This window comes from Nocardia elegans NBRC 108235 (assembly GCF_001612845.1).
Lineage (GTDB): Bacteria > Actinomycetota > Actinomycetes > Mycobacteriales > Mycobacteriaceae > Nocardia > Nocardia nova.
Genome location: NZ_BDBF01000040.1, coordinates 40716 through 62785, shown reverse-complemented (window position 1 = coordinate 62785; position 22070 = coordinate 40716). Strand labels below are relative to the sequence as shown.

General features: G+C 67.5%; 35 protein-coding genes. 5 read left to right on the top strand and 30 right to left on the bottom strand.

Annotated features, from left to right (window positions below):
* Position 1 precedes the first annotated feature (1 nt).
* From NE2_RS25885 to NE2_RS25800, 18 genes are all read right to left on the bottom strand, one after another.
* Positions 2–364, bottom strand: coding sequence for a hypothetical protein (locus tag NE2_RS25885; protein ID WP_063030243.1), 363 nt, complete (start codon positions 362–364; stop codon positions 2–4).
* Between the two features lie 23 nt (positions 365–387).
* Complete coding sequence (locus NE2_RS25880; RefSeq protein ID WP_146165191.1) at positions 388–768, bottom strand: hypothetical protein; 381 nt, start codon at positions 766–768, stop codon at positions 388–390.
* An 84-nt stretch (positions 769–852) separates the two neighbouring features.
* Entirely contained in the window at positions 853–1710 is an 858-nt protein-coding gene (locus NE2_RS36625; protein ID WP_174553981.1) for a hypothetical protein, read from the bottom strand.
* A 25-nt stretch (positions 1711–1735) separates the two neighbouring features.
* A complete protein-coding gene (locus tag NE2_RS25870) occupies positions 1736–2179 on the bottom strand; it encodes a hypothetical protein (protein WP_063030239.1) in 444 nt (147 codons plus the stop codon).
* Positions 2176–2496 (bottom strand): HK97 gp10 family phage protein, encoded by a 321-nt coding sequence (locus NE2_RS25865; protein WP_063030237.1) that lies wholly within the window; start codon positions 2494–2496, stop codon positions 2176–2178. The genes NE2_RS25870 and NE2_RS25865 overlap by 4 nt, the downstream gene beginning before the upstream one ends.
* A gap of 3 nt (positions 2497–2499) precedes the next feature.
* The gene (locus NE2_RS25860; protein WP_063030235.1) at positions 2500–2766 is read right to left on the bottom strand and encodes a hypothetical protein; all 267 of its coding nucleotides are present in this window, start codon (positions 2764–2766) and stop codon (positions 2500–2502) included.
* A gap of 3 nt (positions 2767–2769) precedes the next feature.
* The gene (locus NE2_RS25855; RefSeq protein WP_063030233.1) at positions 2770–3162 is read right to left on the bottom strand and encodes a hypothetical protein; all 393 of its coding nucleotides are present in this window, start codon (positions 3160–3162) and stop codon (positions 2770–2772) included.
* Complete coding sequence (locus NE2_RS25850; RefSeq protein ID WP_063030231.1) at positions 3162–3560, bottom strand: hypothetical protein; 399 nt, start codon at positions 3558–3560, stop codon at positions 3162–3164. Before NE2_RS25850 ends, NE2_RS25855 begins: the two co-directional genes overlap by 1 nt.
* Positions 3557–3910: a hypothetical protein gene (locus NE2_RS25845; RefSeq protein WP_063030229.1), complete on the bottom strand. Its 354-nt coding sequence runs from the start codon at positions 3908–3910 to the stop codon at positions 3557–3559. The genes NE2_RS25850 and NE2_RS25845 overlap by 4 nt, the downstream gene beginning before the upstream one ends.
* Positions 3910–4941: a major capsid protein gene (locus NE2_RS25840; RefSeq protein ID WP_063030228.1), complete on the bottom strand. Its 1032-nt coding sequence runs from the start codon at positions 4939–4941 to the stop codon at positions 3910–3912. Before NE2_RS25840 ends, NE2_RS25845 begins: the two co-directional genes overlap by 1 nt.
* A gap of 15 nt (positions 4942–4956) precedes the next feature.
* Positions 4957–5334, bottom strand: a complete 378-nt coding sequence (locus NE2_RS25835; RefSeq protein WP_063030225.1) for a hypothetical protein — start codon at positions 5332–5334, stop codon at positions 4957–4959.
* Positions 5335–5362: 28 nt separating this feature from the next.
* Entirely contained in the window at positions 5363–5998 is a 636-nt protein-coding gene (locus tag NE2_RS25830) for a hypothetical protein (RefSeq protein WP_063030223.1), read from the bottom strand.
* A 97-nt stretch (positions 5999–6095) separates the two neighbouring features.
* The gene (locus NE2_RS25825) at positions 6096–6332 is read right to left on the bottom strand and encodes a hypothetical protein (protein ID WP_063030221.1); all 237 of its coding nucleotides are present in this window, start codon (positions 6330–6332) and stop codon (positions 6096–6098) included.
* Complete coding sequence (locus NE2_RS36620; RefSeq protein ID WP_174553980.1) at positions 6329–8026, bottom strand: hypothetical protein; 1698 nt, start codon at positions 8024–8026, stop codon at positions 6329–6331. The genes NE2_RS25825 and NE2_RS36620 overlap by 4 nt, the downstream gene beginning before the upstream one ends.
* On the bottom strand, positions 7995–9428 hold the full coding sequence (locus NE2_RS25815; RefSeq protein ID WP_233429881.1) for a phage portal protein: 1434 nt from the start codon (positions 9426–9428) through the stop codon (positions 7995–7997). The genes NE2_RS36620 and NE2_RS25815 overlap by 32 nt, the downstream gene beginning before the upstream one ends.
* Positions 9429–9436: 8 nt before the next feature.
* On the bottom strand, positions 9437–10042 hold the full coding sequence (locus NE2_RS25810; RefSeq protein ID WP_063030217.1) for a terminase: 606 nt from the start codon (positions 10040–10042) through the stop codon (positions 9437–9439).
* The gene (locus NE2_RS25805; protein WP_063030215.1) at positions 10020–11093 is read right to left on the bottom strand and encodes a hypothetical protein; all 1074 of its coding nucleotides are present in this window, start codon (positions 11091–11093) and stop codon (positions 10020–10022) included. The genes NE2_RS25810 and NE2_RS25805 overlap by 23 nt, the downstream gene beginning before the upstream one ends.
* Positions 11080–11553, bottom strand: coding sequence for a hypothetical protein (locus NE2_RS25800; protein WP_063030209.1), 474 nt, complete (start codon positions 11551–11553; stop codon positions 11080–11082). The genes NE2_RS25805 and NE2_RS25800 overlap by 14 nt, the downstream gene beginning before the upstream one ends.
* Positions 11554–11712: 159 nt before the next feature.
* Here NE2_RS25800 and NE2_RS35940 point away from each other — a divergent pair, with 159 nt between their 5' ends.
* Entirely contained in the window at positions 11713–11889 is a 177-nt protein-coding gene (locus NE2_RS35940; protein WP_157110966.1) for a hypothetical protein, read from the top strand.
* Positions 11890–12377: 488 nt separating this feature from the next.
* On the opposite strand, the gene NE2_RS25795 is transcribed toward NE2_RS35940, so the two are convergent.
* Together NE2_RS25795 and NE2_RS25790 are read right to left on the bottom strand one after the other, a co-directional pair.
* Complete coding sequence (locus NE2_RS25795) at positions 12378–12968, bottom strand: hypothetical protein (RefSeq protein ID WP_063030207.1); 591 nt, start codon at positions 12966–12968, stop codon at positions 12378–12380.
* Entirely contained in the window at positions 12965–13201 is a 237-nt protein-coding gene (locus tag NE2_RS25790; protein ID WP_146165190.1) for a hypothetical protein, read from the bottom strand. Before NE2_RS25790 ends, NE2_RS25795 begins: the two co-directional genes overlap by 4 nt.
* A 102-nt stretch (positions 13202–13303) precedes the next feature.
* Here NE2_RS25790 and NE2_RS25785 point away from each other — a divergent pair, with 102 nt between their 5' ends.
* From NE2_RS25785 to NE2_RS25775, 3 genes are all read left to right on the top strand, one after another.
* Positions 13304–13495: a hypothetical protein gene (locus NE2_RS25785; RefSeq protein WP_063030203.1), complete on the top strand. Its 192-nt coding sequence runs from the start codon at positions 13304–13306 to the stop codon at positions 13493–13495.
* A 485-nt stretch (positions 13496–13980) separates the two neighbouring features.
* On the top strand, positions 13981–14172 hold the full coding sequence (locus NE2_RS25780) for a hypothetical protein (protein ID WP_063030201.1): 192 nt from the start codon (positions 13981–13983) through the stop codon (positions 14170–14172).
* Positions 14169–14663 carry a type II toxin-antitoxin system HicB family antitoxin gene (locus tag NE2_RS25775; protein WP_063030199.1) on the top strand — a complete coding sequence of 165 codons (495 nt, stop codon included), beginning with the start codon at positions 14169–14171 and terminating at the stop codon, positions 14661–14663. Before NE2_RS25780 ends, NE2_RS25775 begins: the two co-directional genes overlap by 4 nt.
* Here the strand turns inward: NE2_RS25775 and NE2_RS25770 are convergent.
* Complete coding sequence (locus NE2_RS25770) at positions 14629–14868, bottom strand: hypothetical protein (protein ID WP_063030197.1); 240 nt, start codon at positions 14866–14868, stop codon at positions 14629–14631. The genes NE2_RS25775 and NE2_RS25770 overlap by 35 nt on opposite strands.
* Before the next feature lie 93 nt (positions 14869–14961).
* Here NE2_RS25770 and NE2_RS25765 point away from each other — a divergent pair, with 93 nt between their 5' ends.
* Complete coding sequence (locus NE2_RS25765) at positions 14962–15405, top strand: hypothetical protein (protein ID WP_146165189.1); 444 nt, start codon at positions 14962–14964, stop codon at positions 15403–15405.
* A gap of 184 nt (positions 15406–15589) precedes the next feature.
* Here the strand turns inward: NE2_RS25765 and NE2_RS25760 are convergent, their stop codons facing one another.
* The 9 genes from NE2_RS25760 to NE2_RS25715 form a co-directional block, all read right to left on the bottom strand.
* Positions 15590–16585: a GreA/GreB family elongation factor gene (locus NE2_RS25760; protein ID WP_146165188.1), complete on the bottom strand. Its 996-nt coding sequence runs from the start codon at positions 16583–16585 to the stop codon at positions 15590–15592.
* Positions 16586–16655: 70 nt separating this feature from the next.
* Positions 16656–17747, bottom strand: coding sequence for a hypothetical protein (locus tag NE2_RS25755; protein WP_146165187.1), 1092 nt, complete (start codon positions 17745–17747; stop codon positions 16656–16658).
* 223 nt (positions 17748–17970) lie between these two features.
* Complete coding sequence (locus tag NE2_RS25750; protein WP_063030189.1) at positions 17971–18483, bottom strand: hypothetical protein; 513 nt, start codon at positions 18481–18483, stop codon at positions 17971–17973.
* Entirely contained in the window at positions 18480–19451 is a 972-nt protein-coding gene (locus tag NE2_RS25745) for a DNA polymerase beta superfamily protein (RefSeq protein WP_233429880.1), read from the bottom strand. The genes NE2_RS25750 and NE2_RS25745 overlap by 4 nt, the downstream gene beginning before the upstream one ends.
* On the bottom strand, positions 19448–19891 hold the full coding sequence (locus tag NE2_RS25740; RefSeq protein ID WP_063030187.1) for a hypothetical protein: 444 nt from the start codon (positions 19889–19891) through the stop codon (positions 19448–19450). The genes NE2_RS25745 and NE2_RS25740 overlap by 4 nt, the downstream gene beginning before the upstream one ends.
* Positions 19884–20096, bottom strand: coding sequence for a hypothetical protein (locus NE2_RS25735; protein WP_106958424.1), 213 nt, complete (start codon positions 20094–20096; stop codon positions 19884–19886). Before NE2_RS25735 ends, NE2_RS25740 begins: the two co-directional genes overlap by 8 nt.
* A 41-nt stretch (positions 20097–20137) precedes the next feature.
* On the bottom strand, positions 20138–20986 hold the full coding sequence (locus NE2_RS25730; RefSeq protein ID WP_063030182.1) for a DNA-methyltransferase: 849 nt from the start codon (positions 20984–20986) through the stop codon (positions 20138–20140).
* 346 nt (positions 20987–21332) lie between these two features.
* Complete coding sequence (locus tag NE2_RS25720) at positions 21333–21527, bottom strand: hypothetical protein (protein WP_063030178.1); 195 nt, start codon at positions 21525–21527, stop codon at positions 21333–21335.
* The gene (locus NE2_RS25715) at positions 21520–22068 is read right to left on the bottom strand and encodes a hypothetical protein (RefSeq protein WP_146165186.1); all 549 of its coding nucleotides are present in this window, start codon (positions 22066–22068) and stop codon (positions 21520–21522) included. The genes NE2_RS25720 and NE2_RS25715 overlap by 8 nt, the downstream gene beginning before the upstream one ends.
* Positions 22069–22070: the final 2 nt, after the last annotated feature.

Sequence of the window (22070 nt, the reverse complement as noted above, 5' to 3'; positions counted from 1 at the left end):
GTCACCTCCTCCCGTCGAATCGGGCCATCAGCTCCCGCAAACTGACCTTGCGGGGCGGGGGCACTTCGTACTTCTGGTGCTCGGCGCGAGCGCGCTCGGCGAGCTCGGCGGTGACGTCCGGATCGCGCAGCGCGACCGGCGCGAGGATCGGCAGCGGTGGCGGTTTGAAGCCGGCCTCTTTGCGGCGCTCACGCTCGCGTTTGACGTCGGGGTCATCCGGATCTGTTGTGGCGCCGACGTAGTCGAAATTGAGCAGATAGTCGAGGCGGTCGACCAGGCGCGCGATGTTCTCCGAATCGCGGGCCGATTGGGTGTCGCGCGCTGCCGAATCCTTGAGCAGCGCGGCGACATCCTGGTGCGGCATCTCGGCGAGAGCCGCGCGCAGATTCAGTCCGTAGTAGTGCTGGACTCGGGCGAAGGCTGCGCCCCAGCGGCCGGGCTCGAGTAGCTCGGCAAGGGCCGGGGCGCGAACGGTTCCCCCTCGGGATAGATCCCGGATATCGCCGTGATCCGGTTCAGGGCCCGCGCAGCGTGGTCGGGGCTGAGGACGCGGATCTTTTCCCACAGCGCCGGACCGTCGGTAGCACTGGTGATCAGCGTCAGCGCTTCATCGATCTTGTCGTTGAGCAGCAGGTGATAGAACATGGCGGCCTCGTCGCCGGTGAAGCGCCGGCGCACGTCGCACTCGACACCGAGCAGCGCGATCGGCTGCGGGTCGCCGCCGTCGACGCCGAGCTCGTCGAGGATGCCGATCCGTTCCGGCGCCACAGGCGCGGCCGGGGTAGCCGGCCGCGCCGTGCGCCGCGAGGTCGACGCCGTCGAGGCGCCGGACTTGCGTTGTGTCGCCACTGATTACCCCTGCTCGACCGACACGGTGCCGGACGGGGTCAGGCCCGAGCCGTCCGCGCTGAGCTGGCCGGGCTTCTTGATCAGCACCGTGTAGGGGCCGCCCGCCGAGCCGGTCACGGTCGCGTTGCCCGTGCCGATGGTCGACAGCCCTTCGAGCGCTGTCTGCACCGCGGAGTTCGCGGCGTTGTAGGCGATGCCGCTGGTGTTCTGCCCACCGAACCCGAGGGTGAAGGTGCCAGCGGTGGTGCCCGCGGGCAGGGTCACCACGAAGTTGCCCCACAGCGGGTTCCACGAGGTCAACGGCACGAACGGATCGAGCGCGAGCAGCTCGAACTCGAACCCGTCGAGGTCTTCCTTGCCGAAGGTCCGCGGCGGCGGCGTGGTCAGGGTGACGCGCGGCGAGTAGAAACCGGCGTTGCCGTCCTCGTCGCGCAGGACACCGACGAACGCGAAGTCCTCGTCGTCGCCGGCGTTCCACAGGAACACACCCGAGCCGGGCGACGTCTCGGAGATGCTGCCGCCCTGCAGCGCGGTCAGCGTCGATGCGACCGAGTAGTCGACGCACCGCAGCTTGATGCGCTCCTCGGTGGGCGACTTGACCACCTTGTAGGGCGCCCGGCGGCGGTTCCACACCTTTTTCGGGGTGACGTCGCGGGTGCCGTTCAGCTCGAAGCCAGCTTCGATGCCGCCGAACGCATCCCACATGACAGAGCCGGACACCAGGTTATCGGCGAACGGGTCGGTGGGCAGCAGGGTGCCCGCCGGCGCACGGTATCCGTCGCCGTCGAGCCACACATACGCCTTTTCGGGATCAGCGTGAACGCTCATGACTACCTCCTCGGAGGGAATTGCGCGCAGCACGAAATAGGCTGCACTGGAATGGTTTTCAGAGGCGCGGCGCGCGCATCTTGAGTTCCACGCGGATCGTCGCGCGGTACAGCGGATCGTCGGGGCCGCGTTTGGTGTCGATCATGTTGATCGGGCCGTCGGTCCATCGGGCATTCCAACCGGAGCCCCGGAACTCTTGCGGCTTCGCGCGGGCCAGCAGCTCGCCCGCCAGCGCCGCGATATCCCACGTGAGTTCTTCGGGGTCGGTTGTGCCGCCGAGGATTTCGATTTTCGGTGCCCACACGTCGACCTGGACCAGCGGCTTTCGCAGCAGCGGGTCCTCGCCCACGTTGCCCGGCGCCCGGATGGTGACACAGGCACCGGTGAGCGGGGCAGGCAGTTCGCGGGTGGTGATCGCGTCCGCCGACACCATCGCGGTGAATTTCGGCTGCGCGATCAGGAACGCCCGGACAGCACCGGGCGCGAACGGTATCGGTGTCATCGGCGGCGCCCTCGCGGCTGCCAACCGGAATACCGGCCGTGCTTGCGGGCAGCGTCGGTCAGCGTCGCATGCGCGGGCGTGTCCGACGTGCCGTATTCCTTGTACATGGCGTCGGGGTCGTCATCGACGACATCGACGTCGTTGCCGTGGATGTCCTCGCGGATGCCGTCACGGAATTCGCCGGTCAGCACGGGCGCGGTCGCTCGCGCTTCCTCGACGATCTCCTTGGCGATCTCGCGACGCCGCGGCGTCGACAGCACCCGCGCCGAGCCGTTGACCACACCATCGAAGATGGTCAGCCGTGCCGAGCCGGCCATCGGCTATCGGCTGCGCTTCCGCGGCTCGACCCCGGCAGCGGGCTCGGCAACCGCGGTCGGCTCGACAGCCGGCGCGGCCTCGGACGCCGGTTCGGCTGCCTCGGTGAGCGGTTCGGGGATGGCCCGAATCAGACCGCTCTCGACGGTGCCGACTGGCTCGCTCGGATGCGCGGCGGCCTTCGCCTGCTCGGCCTTGTGCCGCTTGTAGGCGCGGCCGTCGGCAGAGCCGGTGTGGGTCACGCCGTTCTCATCGGTCCATGTGGCGATCATGGGTTACTCCTTCTGGAAATCGCTCGAATGCCGCACGATCGCGGCGATATACGCGGGCCGCCGGGATCCGCGCGCTGGGCGGCGGACTCGGGGTGTGCCCTGCACGGTGATGGTGTCGCCGACCGCGACGATGTCGGAGACACCGGCGGGCCCGTCGAACCGCAGCACCGCACGCCGCTCGAGCGCGACCGGCAGGCCGGGATCGAGTAGCAGGGTCAGCCGCTCGGTAGTGACGCCGCCGCCGAGGTCTTCCTGCTCGGGCGCGGTGATGATCCGCTGCTGCAGCAGACCGGTCCACGGCACCTCTTCCGGCTCGCCCGGAATCGCGTTGCCTGTACTGGGATCGGTCGTCACCGGGCCGGGCAGCAGCACGGTCCAGCGTTCACGGAATGCCATCAGTAGCGCCCGGTTCGGATGGTGAACGATTCACCCGTGTCCGGGGTATCGGTCAGCTCGTCGAGCTCACCGGCGGTCAGATACACCAGGCTCGCCGCGGCGTCGCCGCCGTCCGAGTAGGACTCGGAGACTTCGGGGTATTCGGTTCGGGTGACGCGGATTCCGCGACGAAGGGTGTCAAGGGCACGCAGCACCATCGCGGCGCCGATGCCCTTGACCGTCTCCGGGTCGAGGCGGCCGTCGACGAGTCGCTCGTCGATGCCGGCCACGCTCGACCGCATTTGCGCGGACGCGCGAGCGATGAACCGAGTCACCTGCGTGATCTCGGCCGCATCGGTATAGGTCTCGCCCGAGTACTCCTGCACGTCTTCGATTGCGAACAGCGGCGGTTTGGTCATGCCTGGGCGTCGCCGTCCGGAGCGGGGACAGTGGCCGCCTTGACCGTCGCGAGGATGTCGGCGCGCCTGGTGGCGTTGCCGAGATCGATGCCGGCCTTGTGCGCGTACTCGCGCAGTTGCGGCACGGTCCACTCGTCGACCGGCTTGACGGCAGGATCGCCCTGGCCGTCGCCCTGGCCGTCGCCCTGGCCGTCGCCCGAGTCCTCGGCGTGTGCCTCGTCCTCGTCAGCCCACACATCGGGGTTGGTGATCTTCGCGATCGCCCAATCCGGCGGCTCGGCTCCGGGACCGAAGACATGCGCGATGCCGGTGTCGTCGTAGACGTGAACGGTGGTGTTGAGCGATGCCATCACAGCACCGTCGCAACCATGGTGGCGTTCGCATTCAGCAGCAGCGGCATGCCGATGCCCGACGCCTTGGTCCACCGCGCGACCGGATCGGCGTCGATGTACGAGCCGACGACGATGCCTGGCGCGTCCGTCTCGTCGATGCCGTAGTCGGGTTCGAGCGCCTCGGCGGTGGTGCCCCACGCGGTCTCGCCGATCTTGACGCCCGAGCCCGGCACGTACACGACCGCGGTGTCGGGGAACAGTCGCGTGACGTTGCCCGCCGCGTCTTCGACCTGGGCGTCGAAGATCTCGAACGGCGGATGCCCGAACGAGGTGAACAGCGCGTTGACCTGGTCGCGGGTCACCACGCCCTGCGTCGAGCCGGGCGGCAGGCAGTAGGCGCGGATCTTGTCGTTGCGCATCAGCGCGGACATGACGCGCTGCGAGGTGATCGCGCGGGCCGGGTTTCCCGAGTTGGTCGCGCGGTAGGTGGCAAACCACGACTCCTGGTCGTTGATCGGGTCGGCTGCGCCGGCGCCGGTCACGTTCCACTTGGTCGCCGCGGTGACGGTGTTGCCGGGCGCGCGACCGAAGTCGGCGGTCAGCGACAGACCGTTTTCGGCGAGGGTGACCTTGCCGTTGTAGATCGCGTCGGCCTTGGCCATGATGATCCGGGTCCGCAGCGCGTCGGCCAGTTCGACCGCGTCGTTGAAGATCAGGTCGCGGATCGCGGTGTCGGCCTTGCGCAGCCGCAACCGGTCGTATTCACCGAGCCGCCGCTTTTCGCTCATCGGCGGGAGCTCGCCCGAGATTCGGGTGATGCCCTTGCGGCCGGTGATCCGCGCCTCGGTGTCGTACGACCGGAACTGAGCAGCCCGGCGCAACCCGCGCTGAGTGATGTTCGCCCGGAACTCGACGTCGTCGATCATGGTGTCGGGCAACAGGTTGTCGACGATCGCGAGGTCGTTGACCGGCATGTCGGCCAACGCTTCGCGGACGTAACCGGTCAGTTCGGCCGGCTTGACGTAATCGGAATTGATCACGAGTGCCATCGGTTACGCCTCCTCTCAGAAGTAGGTGATCTGCTTGGCAGTCGCCTGCCCGGCAGCGTTGACGGTGTGGGGCAACTTGGCGACGATCACGGCGCCGTGCCAGTGCAGGGCACCGGCCACCTTCGTCAGGCCCGCCGGCACCTTGACCGCGGTCAGCAGATGACCGGCGATCACCGCGGCCGACTCGTCCCCTGGGCTGAACAGCCCGTAGAGGCCGCTGCCGAGCTTCTTGAGTGCGTAGCCCGACTTCATCCAGCCCTCGGGGTAGTGAGTGGCCGGGGTGAAGGTGGACAGGTCGAGGGTGATCGTGCGTGCACGGTCGGTACCCTCGGCCGAGGCGAGCCACGACTGATCGTCCTGACCGAAAATGTCGGTCTTGATGTTGAGGTCCATCGTGCGCCCCTCCTTTCAGAGTGTGGGATTACTTGGCTTTCTGTTGTTTTCGCGCCCGGTACTCGTCGCGACCGGCCGCCATTGATCCACCAGTGGCGTTGTTCTGCCCGCCGCCCTGACGCCGGTCCGGCTTCGGAATCGGCGGGGCGGGAGGCGTTTCTGCGGGCTTCACGCCGGCGAGTTCGGCCTTGAGCGCTTCGGCGTCGGCGACCAGTTCCTCGAGGGTGTCGCCGACCAGACGTCCGGCCATCGACAACGGCAGACCGGCAGCGTTGGCCGCCTCGTATCGGGTTGCCTTCGCGGCGTCCTTCTCGAGCTCGCGCATGCGCTCCTCGCGGCGCTGCTCCTCGGTCTTGTTGGCGTCCTCGATCGCCTTGAGCTTGGCCTCGGCTTCGCGCCGCGCCTTCTCGGCTGCCTTGCGTGCTGCCCGTTCGGCGGTGAGTGCGTTCTTGCCGCCCTCACCGAGCTCGGTTGAGTCGGCGGGCGGTTCGGTCTCACCGGACGTAGTGCCGGGTTCGCCGGTTGTCGCGTCGTTGCCCTGGCCGCCATCGGCGGGAGGTTCGCCCTCCCCCGAGCCGCCCTGGATCAGGTAGATCGGTGCGCCGTTTCGGCGGAGGCCGATCGCGCGTCCCCACACCGGGTGCGTAGGCAGCTTGATATCCACTGGTGTTCCTCCGTCGCGGAGATTCCGGCCGGCCTCGCGCCGGTCGGGACGATTAGGGGTGCCGCCCAAGGTGCGCGGGGCGGTGCGCGGATCCCGCTTAGCTGCGGGACGATTCGTCGGCGTCGCGGCCGGATTGCCAGCCAGCGAGCCACAACCGGGCGAGCCGGGTCGCTTTCGGGTTCGCCTCGGCGATATCGGCGCCGTCGACGACGATGTCGCGGTACGACAGCCCGGCGCGGGCCGCGGCGGCGTAGGGGTTCGCGGTGGTCGGTTCGCCGCGGTCGAATGCGGCGCGTCCGGCGTTACGGGCGTCGAGGTATTCCTGAGCGCTCATGTCAGGAAATCCCTTCTGCTCGACTGGATCCGCGCGAGCTCGGTCGGGTCGAGCAGCTGCGCTTTCAGCTCGGCTTTCGTCACGCGGCCGTGCTCATCCCACCATGCTCGCAGTTCTTCGCTGGCGTGCTTGCGTGCCTGCGCCTCGGGCATCGACCACAGTCGCCGCGGGTCGGTGCCGGCTTTCTCGCCCGCCTTGGACAGCATGTAGCCGTTGGTGTCGTTCTCGGCCTGCAGCCACGCCCGATACGCCTCGTCCTTGTGCCACGCGCTGATTTGAGCGTCGAGGCTCTTGCCCTCGTAACCCCAGCTGCGCAGCGTGGAGGTGGCGTTGTAGCGGCGCTGTTTCTCGACCGGCACGCCGTATGCCTGCTCGATCGCTTCCTCGTCGTCGACGCCCTGCGCGAGCAGCTGCTCGTAGGTCGAGTCCGCGGTACGGTTCTTCGTCTCCCGGGCTGTCGCGCGGCGCTCCCGCTCGACCTGCGCGCGCAGGGTGCGGCGGTCGATCTCGGCGGCGAGAGCGTCGAATTCGTCGTCGACGATTCCGGCCTCGGCCTTGGCGAACATCCGCGCCTCCAAGTCCGCGGTCGACTGCCCCGCGAACGGTGAGGTCTTGCGCGCCTTCCGCTTCGGCGCCGGCTCGCCGACATTCGGTGTCTCGACCGGTGTGGCCTCGACCGCGGGCGCGGGTTCGGCTGCAGCGGGTTTCGGGGTCGGCTTCGGTGCCCGTTTCGGCTGCCCGTCGAAGATGTAGCCGTTCTTGCGCAGCAGCGACAGCACTTCGGCGCGGTCCTCAGCGATCTCGTAGATCGCTTCCGGCATCAGTCGTGGCGTGGTCGCAGCGTTGCGGCCACGGGCCCGGATCGCCTTGCCGGCGATGCCGCGCTTAGTCACGCCCTCCGTGGTGATTGCGAGCTCGCGGCCGTAGACACCGGCGACCTTCATGCCGCGCTCGGCGTTGACCACCTGCGAGATATCGGCGCCGTCGCGGATCGCCTCGGCACTGGCCTTGCCGAATAGCTTGTCCTGCTGCGCGGCCGACAGGCTGTCGAAGTAAGCGCGCGGGTCGGTGGTCAGATCGTCGGCGACGTCCTCGCTGGCGGGGATGTTGCGGCAGTCGCAGCCGGGGTGGCGCAGAAACGACGCCTTCTTGTACCAGCGGCCGGCGAGCACCGCGCAGCGCGGGCAGCACGGCACGTTGATCAGCCGCACGTAACCGATGTGGGGTCGGGCGGTGATCGCGAGCCCGGATGCGACGCGGGCCGCGTCGGCGACCTGAGTCTGCGTGTACTGCAGCAGTGTCTCGCTGGCCTTCTTCCACGCCAGCGACGGCGAATAGCCCTGCCCGACATTGTGTTTGGCGTGCACGATCGCCCCGTACAGCAGGCCCTCGAGGTCGCGGCCGTCGGAGGCGATACCGATCAGGCGCGAGGTGTCGATACCGACATCGGGGTCGACCGGGGTGCCGAGCTGGCCGAGCACCCGCCCGACATAGTCGTCGGCGCCGTCGACCGCTTTCGCCTGCCCCGCGGTGATCGTCGCGACCAGCCGGTCGGCGTTGGCAGCGAACCACTCGTCGAACTCCGCCGGGGGTTGACGCCCCCAGATATCGCGGGCCGCCTTGAGGACCTTCGCGGTGATGTCGCGCTGTTCGGAGTAGTACTCAGCCGACGCCGGTGGCAGCAGCGGTGGCATCGCCCGCACCGTTCGTGTTCAGGTCACGGGCCAGCCGAGCGACCGGATCGGCCTCGGCCTCGGCGGCGAAGTAGCCGCGCTCGCGCGCCTTGCGCGGCTCGTCCCAGCCCATTTCGTCCCACGCGCCCTCACGCGACAGCACTGGTGTGCCGCCGGTCTTCTTGACGATGGAATCGGCTTCCTCGGCCAGAGTCGGGGTCGCGGGGTTGCGCCAGTCCACCGCGATCGGCAGACCGGCCGCGGGCCATTCCCCGGTGCGGAAACGCTCGTAGAGGGCCATCGTCCAGCCGAGCGCGATACCGATCTCGGTGTTGGATTCCTCGACGTTGGAGACGATGCGGGACTCGTCGGCCCGGATCGCGCCCTCCGCGGCGGGGTTCGCGGTGTTCTGGCCGAAGAACCGGAACGGCAGGCCGGTCACGCTGGACGCGAGTTCGGCGTACATCTTCACGGTGTTGTGGAATCCCGAGATGTCCGCGCCCGGCAGCTGCCCGATGTGGGCGTCCTTCGGACTCTTCTGGGTCGCCCACAGCGCATCGAGGTAGGTCTGCCACACCGGCTGCGGGTTGCCGTCCTTGTCGACGAAATCGCCCTTGCTGAAACCGAGCGCGTACCGCTTCGGCATGGCCACGGTCTCGACGCCGTACTGCAGATCGGTCAGCGTCCGCGCGCACGCGTCGGTGATCGGCATGACCGATGCCATCTCGGTTTCGCCGTCCCACTTCCCCGTCTCGCGATCGTTGAGCACCAGCACCACCGGTACGCGCCCGAGCCTGTGCTCGTCGACACCGGTGTCGTCGCCGACGACGTCGAGATCCCATACGCCCTGGCGCATCACGATCTGCAGCGTCTTGTCGGGTAGCAGCAGCGTGCCCACCCGCTCTCTCATGTCCTCGTCGTAGTACTGCCGCAGCGCCGCGGCGATACGCCGTTTCCGGGTATCGACGAGCACCGTCATCTGCCGCGGAGACTCGACCCGGATCAGCGGATGATCGGGGTCCTCCTCGTTCGCGCCGACCGACAGCATCGCTCGCCCGTAGATGCGGTTTTCCTTGCACAGCACCGGGATTTCGGAGGCGAGGTTGTTCGCGGTGAAACCTTCCTGCAGCGCCATGTCGGCCGGGCCTTTGCCGTCGCTGCCGGGCTGGTAGATGCTCTTGATCTTCTGCCGCCGCATGAGCTCTTTGACGTACATCTTGGGCCAGTTGATAACCAGCTCGAGAATGCGAAGCTCCTCGGGCACCGCGAGACCGAGGTGCTTCAACCGCTGCGTTCCCCCGTAATAGGCGCGGTGTCTCTCGTCCTGGCGCACCAGGCGGTGAAACTTCGCGTTCAGCCGGTTGACGATGTCGCGTTCGTCGTCGGTGAGCGTTGTACGCAGCTCGACCATGTAGGCGCTCACCTCCTATGTCATCGCATCGAGAACATGCGGCCGTCGATGTCTTCCCAGCCCGCCTCGCGCGCATCCGATGCCGCCTCGTGGGCGAGGATGGACGCGATCGCGGTGTCGATCTTCTGGTGATCAGCCGGCTTGCCGAGCACGTATTTGTCGCCCGGTTTCGTTACCTTGCGGGCGTTGCCGATGTGGGTGGCCGCGATCGGGCAGCCGTCGTGGGTGATGCGCCGCGTGGTCAGGTCGGTTTCGAATCGCCGGATCGCGAAGTACATCGGGCTGATTCGGTTTGTCGCCCACTCCATGACGTGTTCCTCGCCGTATGCGAGTGCCCAGTCGCCGATCTCGCTGCGCCAGTCGAGCGGGTCGGCGTAAAACCTTGCTACCCGCCAGGTCTCGAATACTTCGGCGACCGCGGCGTGCACTTCGCCGCGCGGGATCCTGCCATTCCAGTCGGCCGGATTCCAGATCGTCGGCCGCTTATCCGGTCCGTATCGCGGCGTGAACTGGAAGCCCTCACGGGTCTCGGCCCGCAGCGCGGTCCAGTCGTTGTTCTCCGAACCGTCGAACCCGACACAGATTGCGGTGCCAGGCGGCGGGTTAGGAAGCCACAGCTTGGGCATACGCCGCGTCCCACAGGTCGGGCGGCAGCCATGTGCCGGCGCGGGCGACGAGTCGGTTGCCGAAGAATCGTTCGGCCTGCGCGGGGTCGACCTCGTTCAGCTCGGCGGCCTCGGCCTCGATGCTGTCGAGGTTCACCCACGGCGAGCCCTCGTAGACGTATTTCAGGATCCGGCGGCGGTCGCGTTTGTTCTTCCACGACAACGCTTTCGGCGGCTCCCGGTAGAACCTGAAAACGTCTTTGGCGTTCGATTCGTAGGTGCGCTGCGCGGTCGAGTTCTCGGCCGGATCCCACGCGTTCGTTGTCTCGAGGGTTCGCCCGCCCATGCCGGCCGCGCCGCGGCGTTGGGTCTCGGCGATGCCGACCATCTTGTTCTGCTTGGTGTAGAGGCCGGTCTCGTCCTGCAGCACCCACGACACCGGGTTGCCGACTCGGCCGCGCGCCGAACTGGTGACGGCGTCGATGCGGTCGAAGTCCTCGCCGCCAGTACCGCCAAATATGCGAATGAAGCCCTCGCGCACGGCCATCAGGTCGCCGAGCGGACCGAGCCGGATCATCGCGGTCAGCGGCCGGTAGACGTTGCCGACCTGGTCTTCGTTGTTCGCGGTCAGCTGGATGACCGGCGACGGGTGACGCATGCCCATCGGCTCGCCCGGGAGATACGGGTACTCCCAGCCGCAGCCGCAACCCCAGTCCGAGCACGCGTACCCGTCGCCTTCCTCGGCCCAGCCGAGAAACTGTGACGGTCCGACCGCTTCGAGACACGCCATCGACGCGCCCCACGGGCCCTTGCCCGTCTTCTGCGGCGCGACGACCTGCGCACGCCGATAGACGAATGCCTGGTTGAACAGCGGTTCGTCATCGGACGTCCACTGCACGCCGGGACGGACGCGGTAGTAGTTCGCTGAGCACCAGAACTGCCAATCCGACCAACGGAATTCGGCGCCGCGGCGGTAGCCGTCCGGTTGTCGGCAGTGCCGTCGAATCCACGCCTCGCCGATATCGCCGAGGGTCGGGAAATCGACGACCCAGCCTTCCTCAGCTGCCCCCACCGGGCATCGACCTCAACCGGCGCTCCGGCGGCGCCGAGGTCTCGACCGGCGCCGCCTCCCGCTGAGTACGGGCCGCGGCCACCTCGTCGGCCGCTATCTCCCAACCGTTCTCACGCAGGCCAGCCGGAGTGAGACCGATCTGATCGGCGAACCGGTGAGATGCGGCAGCGTCCGCAGCAGCGGCATGCGGCTGCTCGGCGCGAACCTTCCACCGCACATACATCGCGATCGTCTCGTGCCGCCACGGTTCGCGCGCCCACTGCGCCGCCTGCGGATACGTCCAGACCTTCGCCCACAGCTGCTTTTCGCGGGCCTTCGGCCGCGACAGCGGGAAGTCCGGCGCAGGACCGGAGTAGCCCTCGGCCGGCAACTGGACGAACGCCAGTCCTCGGCGATCGGTGCGGCCTGAGCGGGGATCCGGCTGCGGCCCACTGCGATTGCGGGCACCACCACGCGGCATCGGTCAACCTCCTCCCGGCAGCATCGCGCCGCCCGGACAAGACACATCCCGACCGGCCTCGCGCCGGGCAGGGGGTAACAGCCACATTCCGGACACCGACATTGATCGCAACGCATCCGCGCCATCGCGACGCGGGTCGACCAATCCCGAGGGGTCTCAGTGACTTACAAACGATTCATGGATGCGGTGATCATCACCGTCGGTCTGCTGCTGTTCCTGATCAGCCTTACCGGCGGCGAGCCGATCGGCGTCGTGCTCGGTCTGTTCGTCGCCGTGCTCGGAATCGTCAGCCTCATCCCGAAGCAGCGGAATCGGACGCCGGATTCGGGCGACTGAAAACTTTTGAACCCTCCGCACCACCGAGCGACCTCAGACGGGGCGAAGCGCCGTCGGGGGGTCGGGGGCACCCCCCTGGGCTGGCGGCCACCCCTCTGACCTGCGGAAATACCCGGCCGATCGTGCTGGAATGTCCGATTTGACCGGGTCAGTGGTCGCGCTTGCGGCTGTTGCAGGACCGGCAGAGCACCTGCAGCGGGCCATCGGGCCGACCGCTGGCGACCGGGGTGATGTGGTCGGCAGTCAGGTCCGCGCTCGGGTGAGGCGGCCGTCGCCAGCCCGGGCACCAGTCTCCGCGCCGCGCTCGGTGTGCCCGGACCGCGGCGGCTCGGCGTTGCTGCTCGCGGTAGTCGCGGGTCGCCTTGGTCGGGGTGGTGCGGCGTAGGTGCCGGCCTCGCTCGGTCTCGTGCTCGGCGCACCGGGGGCCAGGCTGTAGCCGAGGGCATCCAGTTACCGAGCACGTATGGAGGCGGGCCCGTGCCATCGGCCTACTCGGCCCAGTCGGTGGTGCACAGCATCGGCCCGCGGTCGTCGATGCCGCACCCCGAGTCGAACTGGGCCGCCCATCGCACGGCGCTGTGCACTGCGTCGTAGGGCTGCGCTTCGTAGTCGAGCGCAGTGTGCATGGCGCCGAGTGCGATGTCGCGGCCCGAACCTATGGCGGCGATGCCATCGTGCGGCCGGATGGCCGAGTGAGTCTGGACAACCCACAGGTACTGCCGCCAGGCCATGAGCAGGATGCCGTCGAGGCATGCGGCGTGTTCGCCTGCGGGGCTGAGTAGCGGCGGGTTCGCGTCTGCGAGTACGCCGGTGATCGCTTCGGCGACTGCGCTCGCCCATCCTTCGGCGCCGATCTCGTCTTGCTCGCGCGGGCTGCCGTCGATGGTGAGGCGCCGTTGCAGCGTGGGAATGATGGCGGCGTGGCCTGCCCCACCGATGAGGACGGTCTCACCGTCGGTGGTCTTGAATCCGCCGATCTTCCCGAGCCTGGTGTAGAGCGCGGTGCCGTTGTGGTCGGATGCGGTGTCGCAGCCCATGACCACTCGGCCTTGGGCTGCGACGGCAGCGATGACGGTCATGCGTCCGGTTGCTCGGTTTGCGGCGGCCAGGTCCAGTGCCGATCGGTCGGGGTCTCGGCGAACGGCACGGCAATCGGTTGGTTGTATGCGTCGTTCAGCGGGCCCGACGTGTACCCCGGCGGGAACACGGTCAGGTACACGCCGCCTTCGGCGGTTACCGCAGTGATGAACGCCGGGCACGTTCCCACGTCAGGGTGCTGGAAGTGAACGACGCTCCCGACGGTCGGGGTCATCGGAGCGCGGCCTGAATGGCGTCGCCGATCAGGCCGCCGATGGCGCTGCCGATTGCGTGCCAGGGCAGAAGTTGAGCACCGGCGGATAGGACGTTGAGCAGCATGATCGTTTCCTCTCGGATCGTCACCGGCCTGGGCGGCGCGGTGAGGTCAGCGGCCCGGCAGGCGAGCGGTGTCTTTCGGGTCGCGCTCGCGGCAGTACCGGGCGAGGGCGTCGCAGTCCGCGACCTTGATTGGCTCGCGCCGAATGTGGGGCAGGCGGGGCGGGTCGATGTGATCGGCGAGGTTGCGTAGCCAGCAGGCAACGAGTCGGGTCACCACACGGTCTCCCACAGGAAGGGCGCGATGTAAGCGGGGGCGGTGTGTCGGCCGAGCAGGGCGCACACCAGAGCGGCGAGATCCATTGCGGGTACCTCGGTTTCGGGGAGGGTTGCAGCGCTGGACGCAGCGACACCACCCGGGGCATGGTCCCGGGCTTGCACGCTCGCTCTTTGGGTGTGCTTGCCGGGCCACAGTCACCCGGTTTGACGTGGTCGCGCTGCAAGTTTGGGGATACAGCTACGCCCACCGCGACGGAGTCAGGGTGGGCGTAGGTTGGAGCCCGAGCGGGCCGCTGCGCTGCCGGTTTCCGATTTTGGGGTCGGGTCGTCAGCGGGATTTTGTAGTGCCACTGTACATGAGCTGGAAGTTTGCGACGAGCATGGGGCGCCACGCTGTCACTAGTCGAATTTCTCTAATCCAACTAGAGATTTGAACTCTAATCGTGTTAGAGTTATCGTGTGAAGAAGAACAAGCTGATGCGGGAGCTGCAGAAACTGGCTGACGCCCGCGGGCTCAGCCTTGAGTTCGTCCGCCACGGCAACCGGCACGACATCTACCGCCTCGGCAACGTTCAGTTCCCTGTCGGACGCCACGCCGACATCCCGGAGCGCACCGCTCAGGCGATCATCAAGGAAGCGGGTAACCAATGACCACCACCTATAACGCCACCGCCACTCGCGACGGCCGGTGGTGGGCCGTCGAGATCGAGGGCTTGCCGCCCAACATGGTCGGCGTCACTCAGGGGCGCGACCTGGAGGAAGCCAAGTCGATGGCCCGCGAAGTCGTCGCCCTGCTGCTCGACGTTCCCGAGGACGAGATCGACATCGACCTGCGTGTCGCCGGCACCGAAGGGCTGCTGGACGAGCTCGCGCAGGCACGGGCCGCGAAGGAAGCGGCCGCACGCGCCGAGCAGGAAACGCTGGCCAAGGTCGCACAGAACCTAACCGGACAGGGGATCACGCAGCGCGATGCGGCTCAGTTGCTGGGGTTGTCGCCGCAGCGGGTGGCGCAGCTCGCGCCGCGACGCACCGATGTCGCGTTTCCCGCCGGCAGGGTGTACGTCGCGAAGAAGGTCAGCGCGCCGAAGGTCAGCGCGAAGAAGGGCGCTACGACGAAGAAGCGTCGTCGCGCGGCGAGCTGACCGACTCTTCGGGCGTCTCGGCCGTGAAGTAGTGCTGGATGGTGACGCTCGCGTCGTCATGCATCACCTCGAACTCGGTGACGCCACCGTGCGCGAGCCACGCCCGCTGTGTCCGCTCCCAGGCCTCGCGCTCCTCGGGAGAGCTGCTGACGAACGTGTGTTTCGAGTTGAAGCGCTTCCCGTCCTGAGCAGTCACGATCTCCATACCTCCATCCGTCATGGCCCAGCTTCCGCGAGTTCCGGGTAGATATCACACCACGGGGGCTCACCGCGGACGTAACTATTGAGAGGAGAACCGATGGTTGGCGCCGCTTTGGCGGTTTCCCTTCTCGCCCTTGTCGTCTCTTGCGTCAGCGCGGCCTACGCGCGGATCCAGGCTCATGCAGCGCGCGAGCAGAACCGGATAGCTAGAGGCCCAGTGTGGCGAGTGGTAAAGGCGTCGGATACCAAGTATCGGCTGGTCAATGTGTCCGACCACGACATCACTGGAGTGTCTATCGACGCGTCCCGGATCCCCTGCCAGCATTCCAATTTGCCATACAACGCAACGATCGCGGTCGGCTCCGGATCCAAGGATGGCCACGTGTTCACGATGGCGGCCATCAGTGGAGCGAGTCTGCCGAAGCACATCTACGTTGCGTCGGACGAGCGTCCGCGATCCTGGCTGCAGAAGACGTTGCATCGCCCACCGAACTATCAGGCCGTTCCGATTGCGGATGTTCCCTACTTTGGCATCGGCTGACGCGCTTTAGCGCGAGTTGTCGTCTACCCATCCGCACGGGTCGTTTCTTGCTGTGTGGGCGATACGGGTGAAGCAGTCAGGGCACATGACTCCACCTGGCCCGACTGGGTCTTCTCTGCAGGTGTCACATAACCGCGGAGTGTCGCTCACGAGGACGGTGCCCGCGTGCAACAGCGCCTAACGTTCAGGGACGGGTTGTGGTGACGGCTTGGATACGAACCTTCACAGGTTTGCCGTCGATGGTGGTGTCGACGATGTCGCCAACTATGTGGCCGAGCAGAGCCTGGCTTGCAGGCAGGCTCGAGGCATAGCGCGTATTTTTGGGATCGGCGGCGCTGTCAATGGCGATGGTGTAATCGAACTGGCGTTTGATCGTTCCGTCGCTCTTGAGCTCCGACAACAGCATGCGCGTCCCCAGCCGCACGACTCCGGCCAGCGCACCGTCCAGGAAGTCGGCGTACGCGCCAGCCCAATCGCAGGCTGCATTCCGATACCCATATGCCGCGTTCAGCGTTACGCGGCTCGGCTCCGTCTTGGCGCTGATCCACAGGCGATGCAACTGTTGCAACACCTCGACTATGTTCGCGGGGGTTTCCGGCCATAGCTCGGGAAGTTCCCACGGGTCGGGATCATCGCTGCGGGCCAGGAGGCCGAAGAGTCTCTTACCAGAGTTGACGAGTGCAAGCGCAGGATCGGTCTTGGCCTTGCGGAACCATGCCTCATCGACCTTCATCCGCGAGAACGCGCGCAAGAGCAGGAGATGGCGTTCGGCCGCCCGCCGTTCTTCGATGGTCAACGCAGCAGCAGCAGCCGCGCCGGGCCGGGGGAACATCGGTACACGGGCGTGCACTCTCAGCTTCGCCTCGTCCAACGCCGGAACCTCGATAGGCTTGGACACTTCGGCTTCGGCGGTCATCGTGGCCGTAACAGACAGTTCGGCGGTGCCGTCGGCCGGCTTACTGTCTGCCGCCGCCTTGCTGAGGGCGCCTGCCTCTTTCTCGGCGTCAGTGACCTGGCGGTTGAATGAGAACTTGGCGAGGCTTCCGAAATTCATATCGCCCGAGGTGATTTCGCTGAGAAGCTTCGAGATGGCGCTCCGGAAGACAAAAAGGCCACCGGCGGCGAGTACCCACCATTTGAGGGCGTTGATGTACTCCAGAACCATCTCCGGTGCGCTCACCCGGCGATTGTACTGACCGAACCTGGTGCCACCCACCGCGACTCGAAGATTCGCCGCTCCCCCGTGCCGGTCATGCTGCTGATCCTTCCTCGTCGCGTTGTGCGACGTCGAGGACGTCGCCGAGCCGGTAGACGCGCGGGTCGCGCGGATGGACGGGGTGATCGGTGATTCGGGTGCCGTACTGCTTGTCGGTGTGCAGGTAGCCGCGGGCCTCGACGCGGTTCTCCTGCGCCCACCGGTGCAGGGTGCGTTTCGCAATAGGCTCGCCGAATTGCGCTGTGATGCGCACTATTTCGAGCACTGTGAACAGCCGGTTGCGGATTGAGTCGAGCGCGTCCTGCATGACGGTGTGGACGTGCTGCTGCGCGCCACACTCGCTGCAGCGCACCCACGCTGGTAGCTGGCCGTCTTCGTCGGGGTGTGCAAGTAGCTCGACACCACAGTCGGGGCACGGTCCGATCTGCCGCGGCTCGCGCGGCCGGTCGATGGTGGCGCGGATCTGTTTCAGCGCCTTGTGGATGTCGGACGCGAGGTCGCCGGCGGTGTCGAATCGTCGGAGGTCGAGCGGGTGGCAGGCGAGCCAGATAGCGGCCTGCTCGATCGCGGTGGCCGGTGAGGTGAGCGCGTCGGCGTTGCGGCGCGATACGCGGTAGTGCCGGTTGCCGTCCTTGTCGACGCGGGTGAGGGTCGCGGTGGTGGCGGTGTGGTCGCGGGCGGTGGTGCGGCCGGTGGGCTGCCACGCTGAGGACGTTTCGGGGAGATAGGCGCGGGCGCGGCCGTTGGCGACGAGCTGCACGAGGCCGGGGGCGCCGATCGGGATATCGACGCGGTGGTGTTCGGCCAGTAGCCGCGCCCACTGCCCGACCGCGGTGCTGAGTCGGGCGATCGTGTTGTCGCCTTGGATCGCGACGTCGGCGGCGAACAGCCCGAGTGCGGTGCGGCCCTTGGTGGGCCGGATCGGTAGTGGTGTCTCGGCGGATCGGCCGCCGGTGCGTTCGCCGTTGAATTTCGCTTGCCCTGCCCGGGTGACCGCGAGCTCGGCGAGCAGCGCGGGCACGGTGAGCAGATCGGCGACGATGTCGGTGCCGCACCGCTGGCACAGCGTGAGGTTGTCGGGCACGGCGGCTTTGCAGCTGGCGCACCGAACATCAGCCTTGGTCATATCTGGCCCCATTCGTGGCCGCACCGGCAGGTGCGGATGACTTCGTACATGGATTCGTCGGGTCCGGTCATCCCGTCCCATCGGTGCAGCTCGCTCCCGTCCGGGAACACACGCACGGGCCCGCGGCGCGGTTTGGGTCGCGGCGCGCGCAGGCTGTGAAGGTCGAACCGTTCGCACCGTGGGCATATCGACCGCGGTGCGAACCGTTCGGGGGCGGGCACGCTCACGCGCCCTCGCGGACGAATTCGGGCGCCCACGGGTCGCAGGTGACGAGGTGGCCCGGGTTGCTGTCGTCGGGCACCATGACGAGGTGATCGCCCGGCTCGCCGAGGTAGTCGCGGATCGTGCGGGCCCGCTCGACGGGGAACCAATCGAGCGCCGCGCTCGGCGGCGACGGCTCAACCACGATGAGCGCGACCGGTTTTCCGTCGATCTCGGCGTATCCGAACGGGCCGCCCTGGCTACATCCGATCGTGTGCGGCGCGTCCTTCGCGATGTGGTAGTCCGTGATCCGCAGATACATGTCGTCCCATACCACCCACGCGGGCTGCATCGGCCGAATCGCGAGCGCGTGGATCGCGCCACTGTCGGTGGTGAGGATGCGACCGGCGCGGTACTGCCGGCTGCCTGCCCACCGCAGACCGATTTGCGGGGTCGCGCCGTTCACAGTGCACAAGTAGTCGAATTCGCCGGGTTGGCCGGTGGTCGACAAGTAGATATCGCCGTTCTGGGTCACAGCATCCCCCGTTCGGTCCAGGACTGCATGTACGTGTTGGTCAGCCAGCGGTCGAGCGCCGAGCGGTCGGGGCGCGCGGGCAGATCGGCGGTGTCAGCGAGCGTGTGCAGCTGGTCGAGCAGTGCGTTCGCGCGGTCGAGCGCTTCGTCTTTCGTGTGCTCGCCGTTGCGGAGCTCGGTGAGCCACGTGCGGTCGGGTTCGGGCATCGGCAGCGTGATGCGGCCGGTGGTGAGGAGCTCGACGCCCTGCAGTCCGAGCCTGATCATGTGGTACGCGAATTTCGTGTCGAACCCGTACGCGTCGACCAGTTCGGGGCGGTTGGTGTGCTTCTTCGCCCTCAGCCCGAGGAGCTGATTCTGCTGCGATTTCAGGTATCCGCCGAACCGGGCCGCTACCTGGCGCGACAGGAACCGTTCGGGGTGGGCTTGCAGGTCTGCGCCGATGTCGGTGCGCTCGACGATCTCGGCGTCGGGCACAAACAGCAACAGCAGCACGGTCGGGTTGCCCTGCGCGGCAAGCCTCGACCACTTCCGCAGCGAGTAGATGACAAGGTCGAGGTCGCCGGGCCCGGACCGCACGCCCTCGGGCTTGCTGCGCCACTGGAACTGTTCGAACTGGGCGTTGCCGATGACGTATTCGGGTGGCTCGATGCAGATGCCCATCTCGTCGCGGTCGTCGGCGCCGGTGGTGACGCCGTGCAGTCCGCTGCCGACTTGCGCGCGCAGCACGGTGCCGTCGGTGGCGATCTGCTCGAATGTGCTGCAGCTGTGGGCGATCTGGGTGTCGGTCATAGTGTCGATGTCTCCTTCGGGGTTGTGGGTTTGGTGCAGCTCGCGCAGCCGTGCCCATCCGGCGGTCGAGAGTCCGCCGGTCTTGTCGTATGCGGCGGCGCCGAGCTCGGCGACGACGATCGGCACGAGTACTTGCGTTTCGTACGAGATGAGTTCGTTCGCGGTCCACATGGTCATGCCTCCCAGGCGATTTCGAGCCAGAGCGCGCCGGTTTTGCCGCGCTCCGGGGGATGGATGATCGGTTCGGGTGTGGACACGTGGCGGGTGTTGTCGTCGACGACGAACCCATATCCGGGGTGGACGTTGAATCCGCGGCTGGTCTTGACGGACTTCTGCGGTGTGAGTCCGTCGACGATCGCCTTGACGGTCGGGGCGAGGTTGATCGAATCCCGCGGCCGGTTGTCGCGCGGCCGGTAGTGCAGCGTGATCGTGGCCCGCTCGACGCCCTTCGGCAGTTTCGCCTTGCGCGCGAGACCGATCATGATGAGCCGGATTTCGCTGATCTTGCGCGCCTTCGCGAACACGGCGCCCCGGGTAGCACCAGAGTCGTTCATCGACAGCGGCGGCGCGGACCAGGGCAGCGTAATCGTGGCCGCGTGGGTCTCGGTTTCAGGCATGTTCGCTCTCGATCCACATGCCGTGCCGCGTGTCGAGCGTGCGGTCGAAAGCACAACCGGTGAACCGGATCGTGGCGCCTTTGTCGAACCGAATCCGAAGCGGCTCCCCGTCGAGCAGCAGCACGGGCGGCCAGATCGGCTCGCCGTGCCCGTCGTAGAGCACGATCCGGACACCGCGGCGGCGGTAGCGACCGCGGTCTTTCATGCGCGGGAAGTACGCCGGCCATCGTGGCCGCTGTCCGCTGCTCATTCCGCCGCCCTGCCGTCCGGGCCCTCGACGGTTTCCGAATCGCCAGCGCCAGCAGTGAAGTCGAAACCAGCCTGGTCTCCGGACTCGTCGGCGCGCAACTGGACGAGGCGGCAGCGGCGCGCGGCGACCTCGGCGTAGTGCGGGACCTGTTCGATGCCGACGAATCGGCGGCCCTCGAGCAGGGCACCGACGCCGGTCGTGCCGGATCCAGCGAACGGGTCGAGCACGGTGCCGCCAGCGGGCGCGATCTTCACGATCTCGCGCATGATCTCGACCGGTTTCTGCGTGATGTGCTCGCGCGTGCGGGGCGTGTTCACTTGGAAGAATCCGGGCAGCGCCTTGTCGCCGATGAAGTCCTGCGCGCGGGGGCCTGCGGTGCCCCACGTGACGTACTCGCAGAGGTTCGCGAATCGGCCCATGTTGCGGCGGCCGTTGGGCTTGTACCAGGGCACGATGCCGCGCCACACGATCCCGCCGGCTTGCAGGACATCGGTAGTGAGCGGGAGCTGCCGCCAGTCGGTGAACAGCGCGATCGCCGCGCCGGGGCGGGCGACGCGCAGGCACTCCGACAGCCACAGCGAGCACCAGTATCCGTAGCCGCGTTGGTCGCGGTTGTCGCCGGAGAATTCGGGCAGCGCCGCGCCGCCGGTCCCGCGGGCGACCTGCGCGGACTGCACGTACTTGTTGTGTACGCTTCCGGCTCGGTCGTCGCGCATCATGCCGCCAGAGCTGTAGGGCGGGTCGGTGATCACGGCGTCGACCGACCCGCTGGGTAACTCCGCGAGGATGGCGAGCGCGTCGCCCTGGTAGATCGCGGCGCGCTCGTCCTGGTAGTAGGTGTCCATGACCGGTGCTCCTCTCTCCGGACGCCCCGTTGCGTCCATCGTTTGATTAGCTGGGCGGCGCGGTAGACCAGCCACACAGCGCCGATGGTCAGGTGGCAGCCGACGCGGGTAGCGCCGACGGGCGCGACGAGCAGGATCAGCGCGAACAGCAGCTCAACCATGCGGTCACCTCCAGATCGGCTGTTGATCGTCGAGGGGCGCCTCACCGCTGCCCGGGCACCGCGCCATGCGAACATCGGTGCCCTGCTGCGCGTTTGGCGGGTAGTGCGGCGCCATCGTGCGTGTTTTCGTCAACGCGAACGTGCCGCTGCAGCGCGGGCACTGGCCGGTCTCGCTTTCGGTCGGCTCACTCATCGCCGTCGGCTTTCTCGATCGCAGCGCGGGCGCGGTCGCTGAGTCGGGTCGGTTCGTAGTCGGTGCCGGTGTGGGTGCGCGGCGGGCGGTGAATCGGGCACGGCTGTTGCACATCGGCGTCTTCCGGTGTGAGCCAGCCGTTCCGGCAGCAGCGTTCGGCGGGTTCATCGCCGTAGCGGTCAGGCATTGACAGTCACCGCCTCGGCCGCTTCGGATTCGAGCAGTTCGATCGCGAGCTGGTAGAGCTCTCGGTGCGAGCGTTCGCGCCGAGACTCGCCAGGGAACAGCGCAGCAATGGTGGCTGTGAGCTGTTCGGCAGTCACGTCAGCCGCGGCGATGTACAGCCCGTCGCGGCGTCGGCGGATGACGCCGTTCTCGTCGCGGACGGCGGCAGCGCGCAGTGCGTTCTCGATTTGCTCGGGTGGGGGCAACGTGGCGCCCGCCGGTGCGACGCCGGGCAGGTACACGTTGATCAGGCCGTCCTCGTCGTCCTCGCCCTCGCCGTCGTCGCAATCCTCGTCGTCGTCCTGGTCGCGCCAGTCGATGTCGCCGGCGTTCGTCCAGGCGAGACCATCGGGGTCGATGGTCGCGGTGATCACGAACTCGATGCCGACATGCGTGGCGTGCGACCAGCCGTCGGGGCTGCGCTGGAGCGCGAAGTCGTCCGGGGTGATCTCGCGGACGTCGAAGCCAGCCGCGGCGGCGTACTCGATCGCGGAGGCGATCACGT

Coding starts and splice junctions, on each gene's coding strand:
- NE2_RS25885 (WP_063030243.1), bottom strand. CDS start 364: ATGCCGCACCAGGATGTCGCCGCGCTGCTCAAGGATTCGGCAGCGCGC.
- NE2_RS25870 (WP_063030239.1), bottom strand. CDS start 2,179: ATGACACCGATACCGTTCGCGCCCGGTGCTGTCCGGGCGTTCCTGATC.
- NE2_RS25865 (WP_063030237.1), bottom strand. CDS start 2,496: ATGGCCGGCTCGGCACGGCTGACCATCTTCGATGGTGTGGTCAACGGC.
- NE2_RS25860 (WP_063030235.1), bottom strand. CDS start 2,766: ATGATCGCCACATGGACCGATGAGAACGGCGTGACCCACACCGGCTCT.
- NE2_RS25855 (WP_063030233.1), bottom strand. CDS start 3,162: ATGGCATTCCGTGAACGCTGGACCGTGCTGCTGCCCGGCCCGGTGACG.
- NE2_RS25850 (WP_063030231.1), bottom strand. CDS start 3,560: ATGACCAAACCGCCGCTGTTCGCAATCGAAGACGTGCAGGAGTACTCG.
- NE2_RS25845 (WP_063030229.1), bottom strand. CDS start 3,910: ATGGCATCGCTCAACACCACCGTTCACGTCTACGACGACACCGGCATC.
- NE2_RS25840 (WP_063030228.1), bottom strand. CDS start 4,941: ATGGCACTCGTGATCAATTCCGATTACGTCAAGCCGGCCGAACTGACC.
- NE2_RS25835 (WP_063030225.1), bottom strand. CDS start 5,334: ATGGACCTCAACATCAAGACCGACATTTTCGGTCAGGACGATCAGTCG.
- NE2_RS25825 (WP_063030221.1), bottom strand. CDS start 6,332: ATGAGCGCTCAGGAATACCTCGACGCCCGTAACGCCGGACGCGCCGCA.
- NE2_RS36620 (WP_174553980.1), bottom strand. CDS start 8,026: ATGCCACCGCTGCTGCCACCGGCGTCGGCTGAGTACTACTCCGAACAG.
- NE2_RS25810 (WP_063030217.1), bottom strand. CDS start 10,042: ATGCCCAAGCTGTGGCTTCCTAACCCGCCGCCTGGCACCGCAATCTGT.
- NE2_RS25800 (WP_063030209.1), bottom strand. CDS start 11,553: ATGCCGCGTGGTGGTGCCCGCAATCGCAGTGGGCCGCAGCCGGATCCC.
- NE2_RS25795 (WP_063030207.1), bottom strand. CDS start 12,968: ATGACCGTCATCGCTGCCGTCGCAGCCCAAGGCCGAGTGGTCATGGGC.
- NE2_RS25790 (WP_146165190.1), bottom strand. CDS start 13,201: ATGACCCCGACCGTCGGGAGCGTCGTTCACTTCCAGCACCCTGACGTG.
- NE2_RS25785 (WP_063030203.1), top strand. CDS start 13,304: ATGATCGTTTCCTCTCGGATCGTCACCGGCCTGGGCGGCGCGGTGAGG.
- NE2_RS25775 (WP_063030199.1), top strand. CDS start 14,169: ATGACCACCACCTATAACGCCACCGCCACTCGCGACGGCCGGTGGTGG.
- NE2_RS25770 (WP_063030197.1), bottom strand. CDS start 14,868: ATGGAGATCGTGACTGCTCAGGACGGGAAGCGCTTCAACTCGAAACAC.
- NE2_RS25765 (WP_146165189.1), top strand. CDS start 14,962: ATGGTTGGCGCCGCTTTGGCGGTTTCCCTTCTCGCCCTTGTCGTCTCT.
- NE2_RS25755 (WP_146165187.1), bottom strand. CDS start 17,747: ATGACCAAGGCTGATGTTCGGTGCGCCAGCTGCAAAGCCGCCGTGCCC.
- NE2_RS25745 (WP_233429880.1), bottom strand. CDS start 19,451: ATGACCATGTGGACCGCGAACGAACTCATCTCGTACGAAACGCAAGTA.
- NE2_RS25740 (WP_063030187.1), bottom strand. CDS start 19,891: ATGCCTGAAACCGAGACCCACGCGGCCACGATTACGCTGCCCTGGTCC.
- NE2_RS25735 (WP_106958424.1), bottom strand. CDS start 20,096: ATGAAAGACCGCGGTCGCTACCGCCGCCGCGGTGTCCGGATCGTGCTC.
- NE2_RS25730 (WP_063030182.1), bottom strand. CDS start 20,986: ATGGACACCTACTACCAGGACGAGCGCGCCGCGATCTACCAGGGCGAC.
- NE2_RS25720 (WP_063030178.1), bottom strand. CDS start 21,527: ATGCCTGACCGCTACGGCGATGAACCCGCCGAACGCTGCTGCCGGAAC.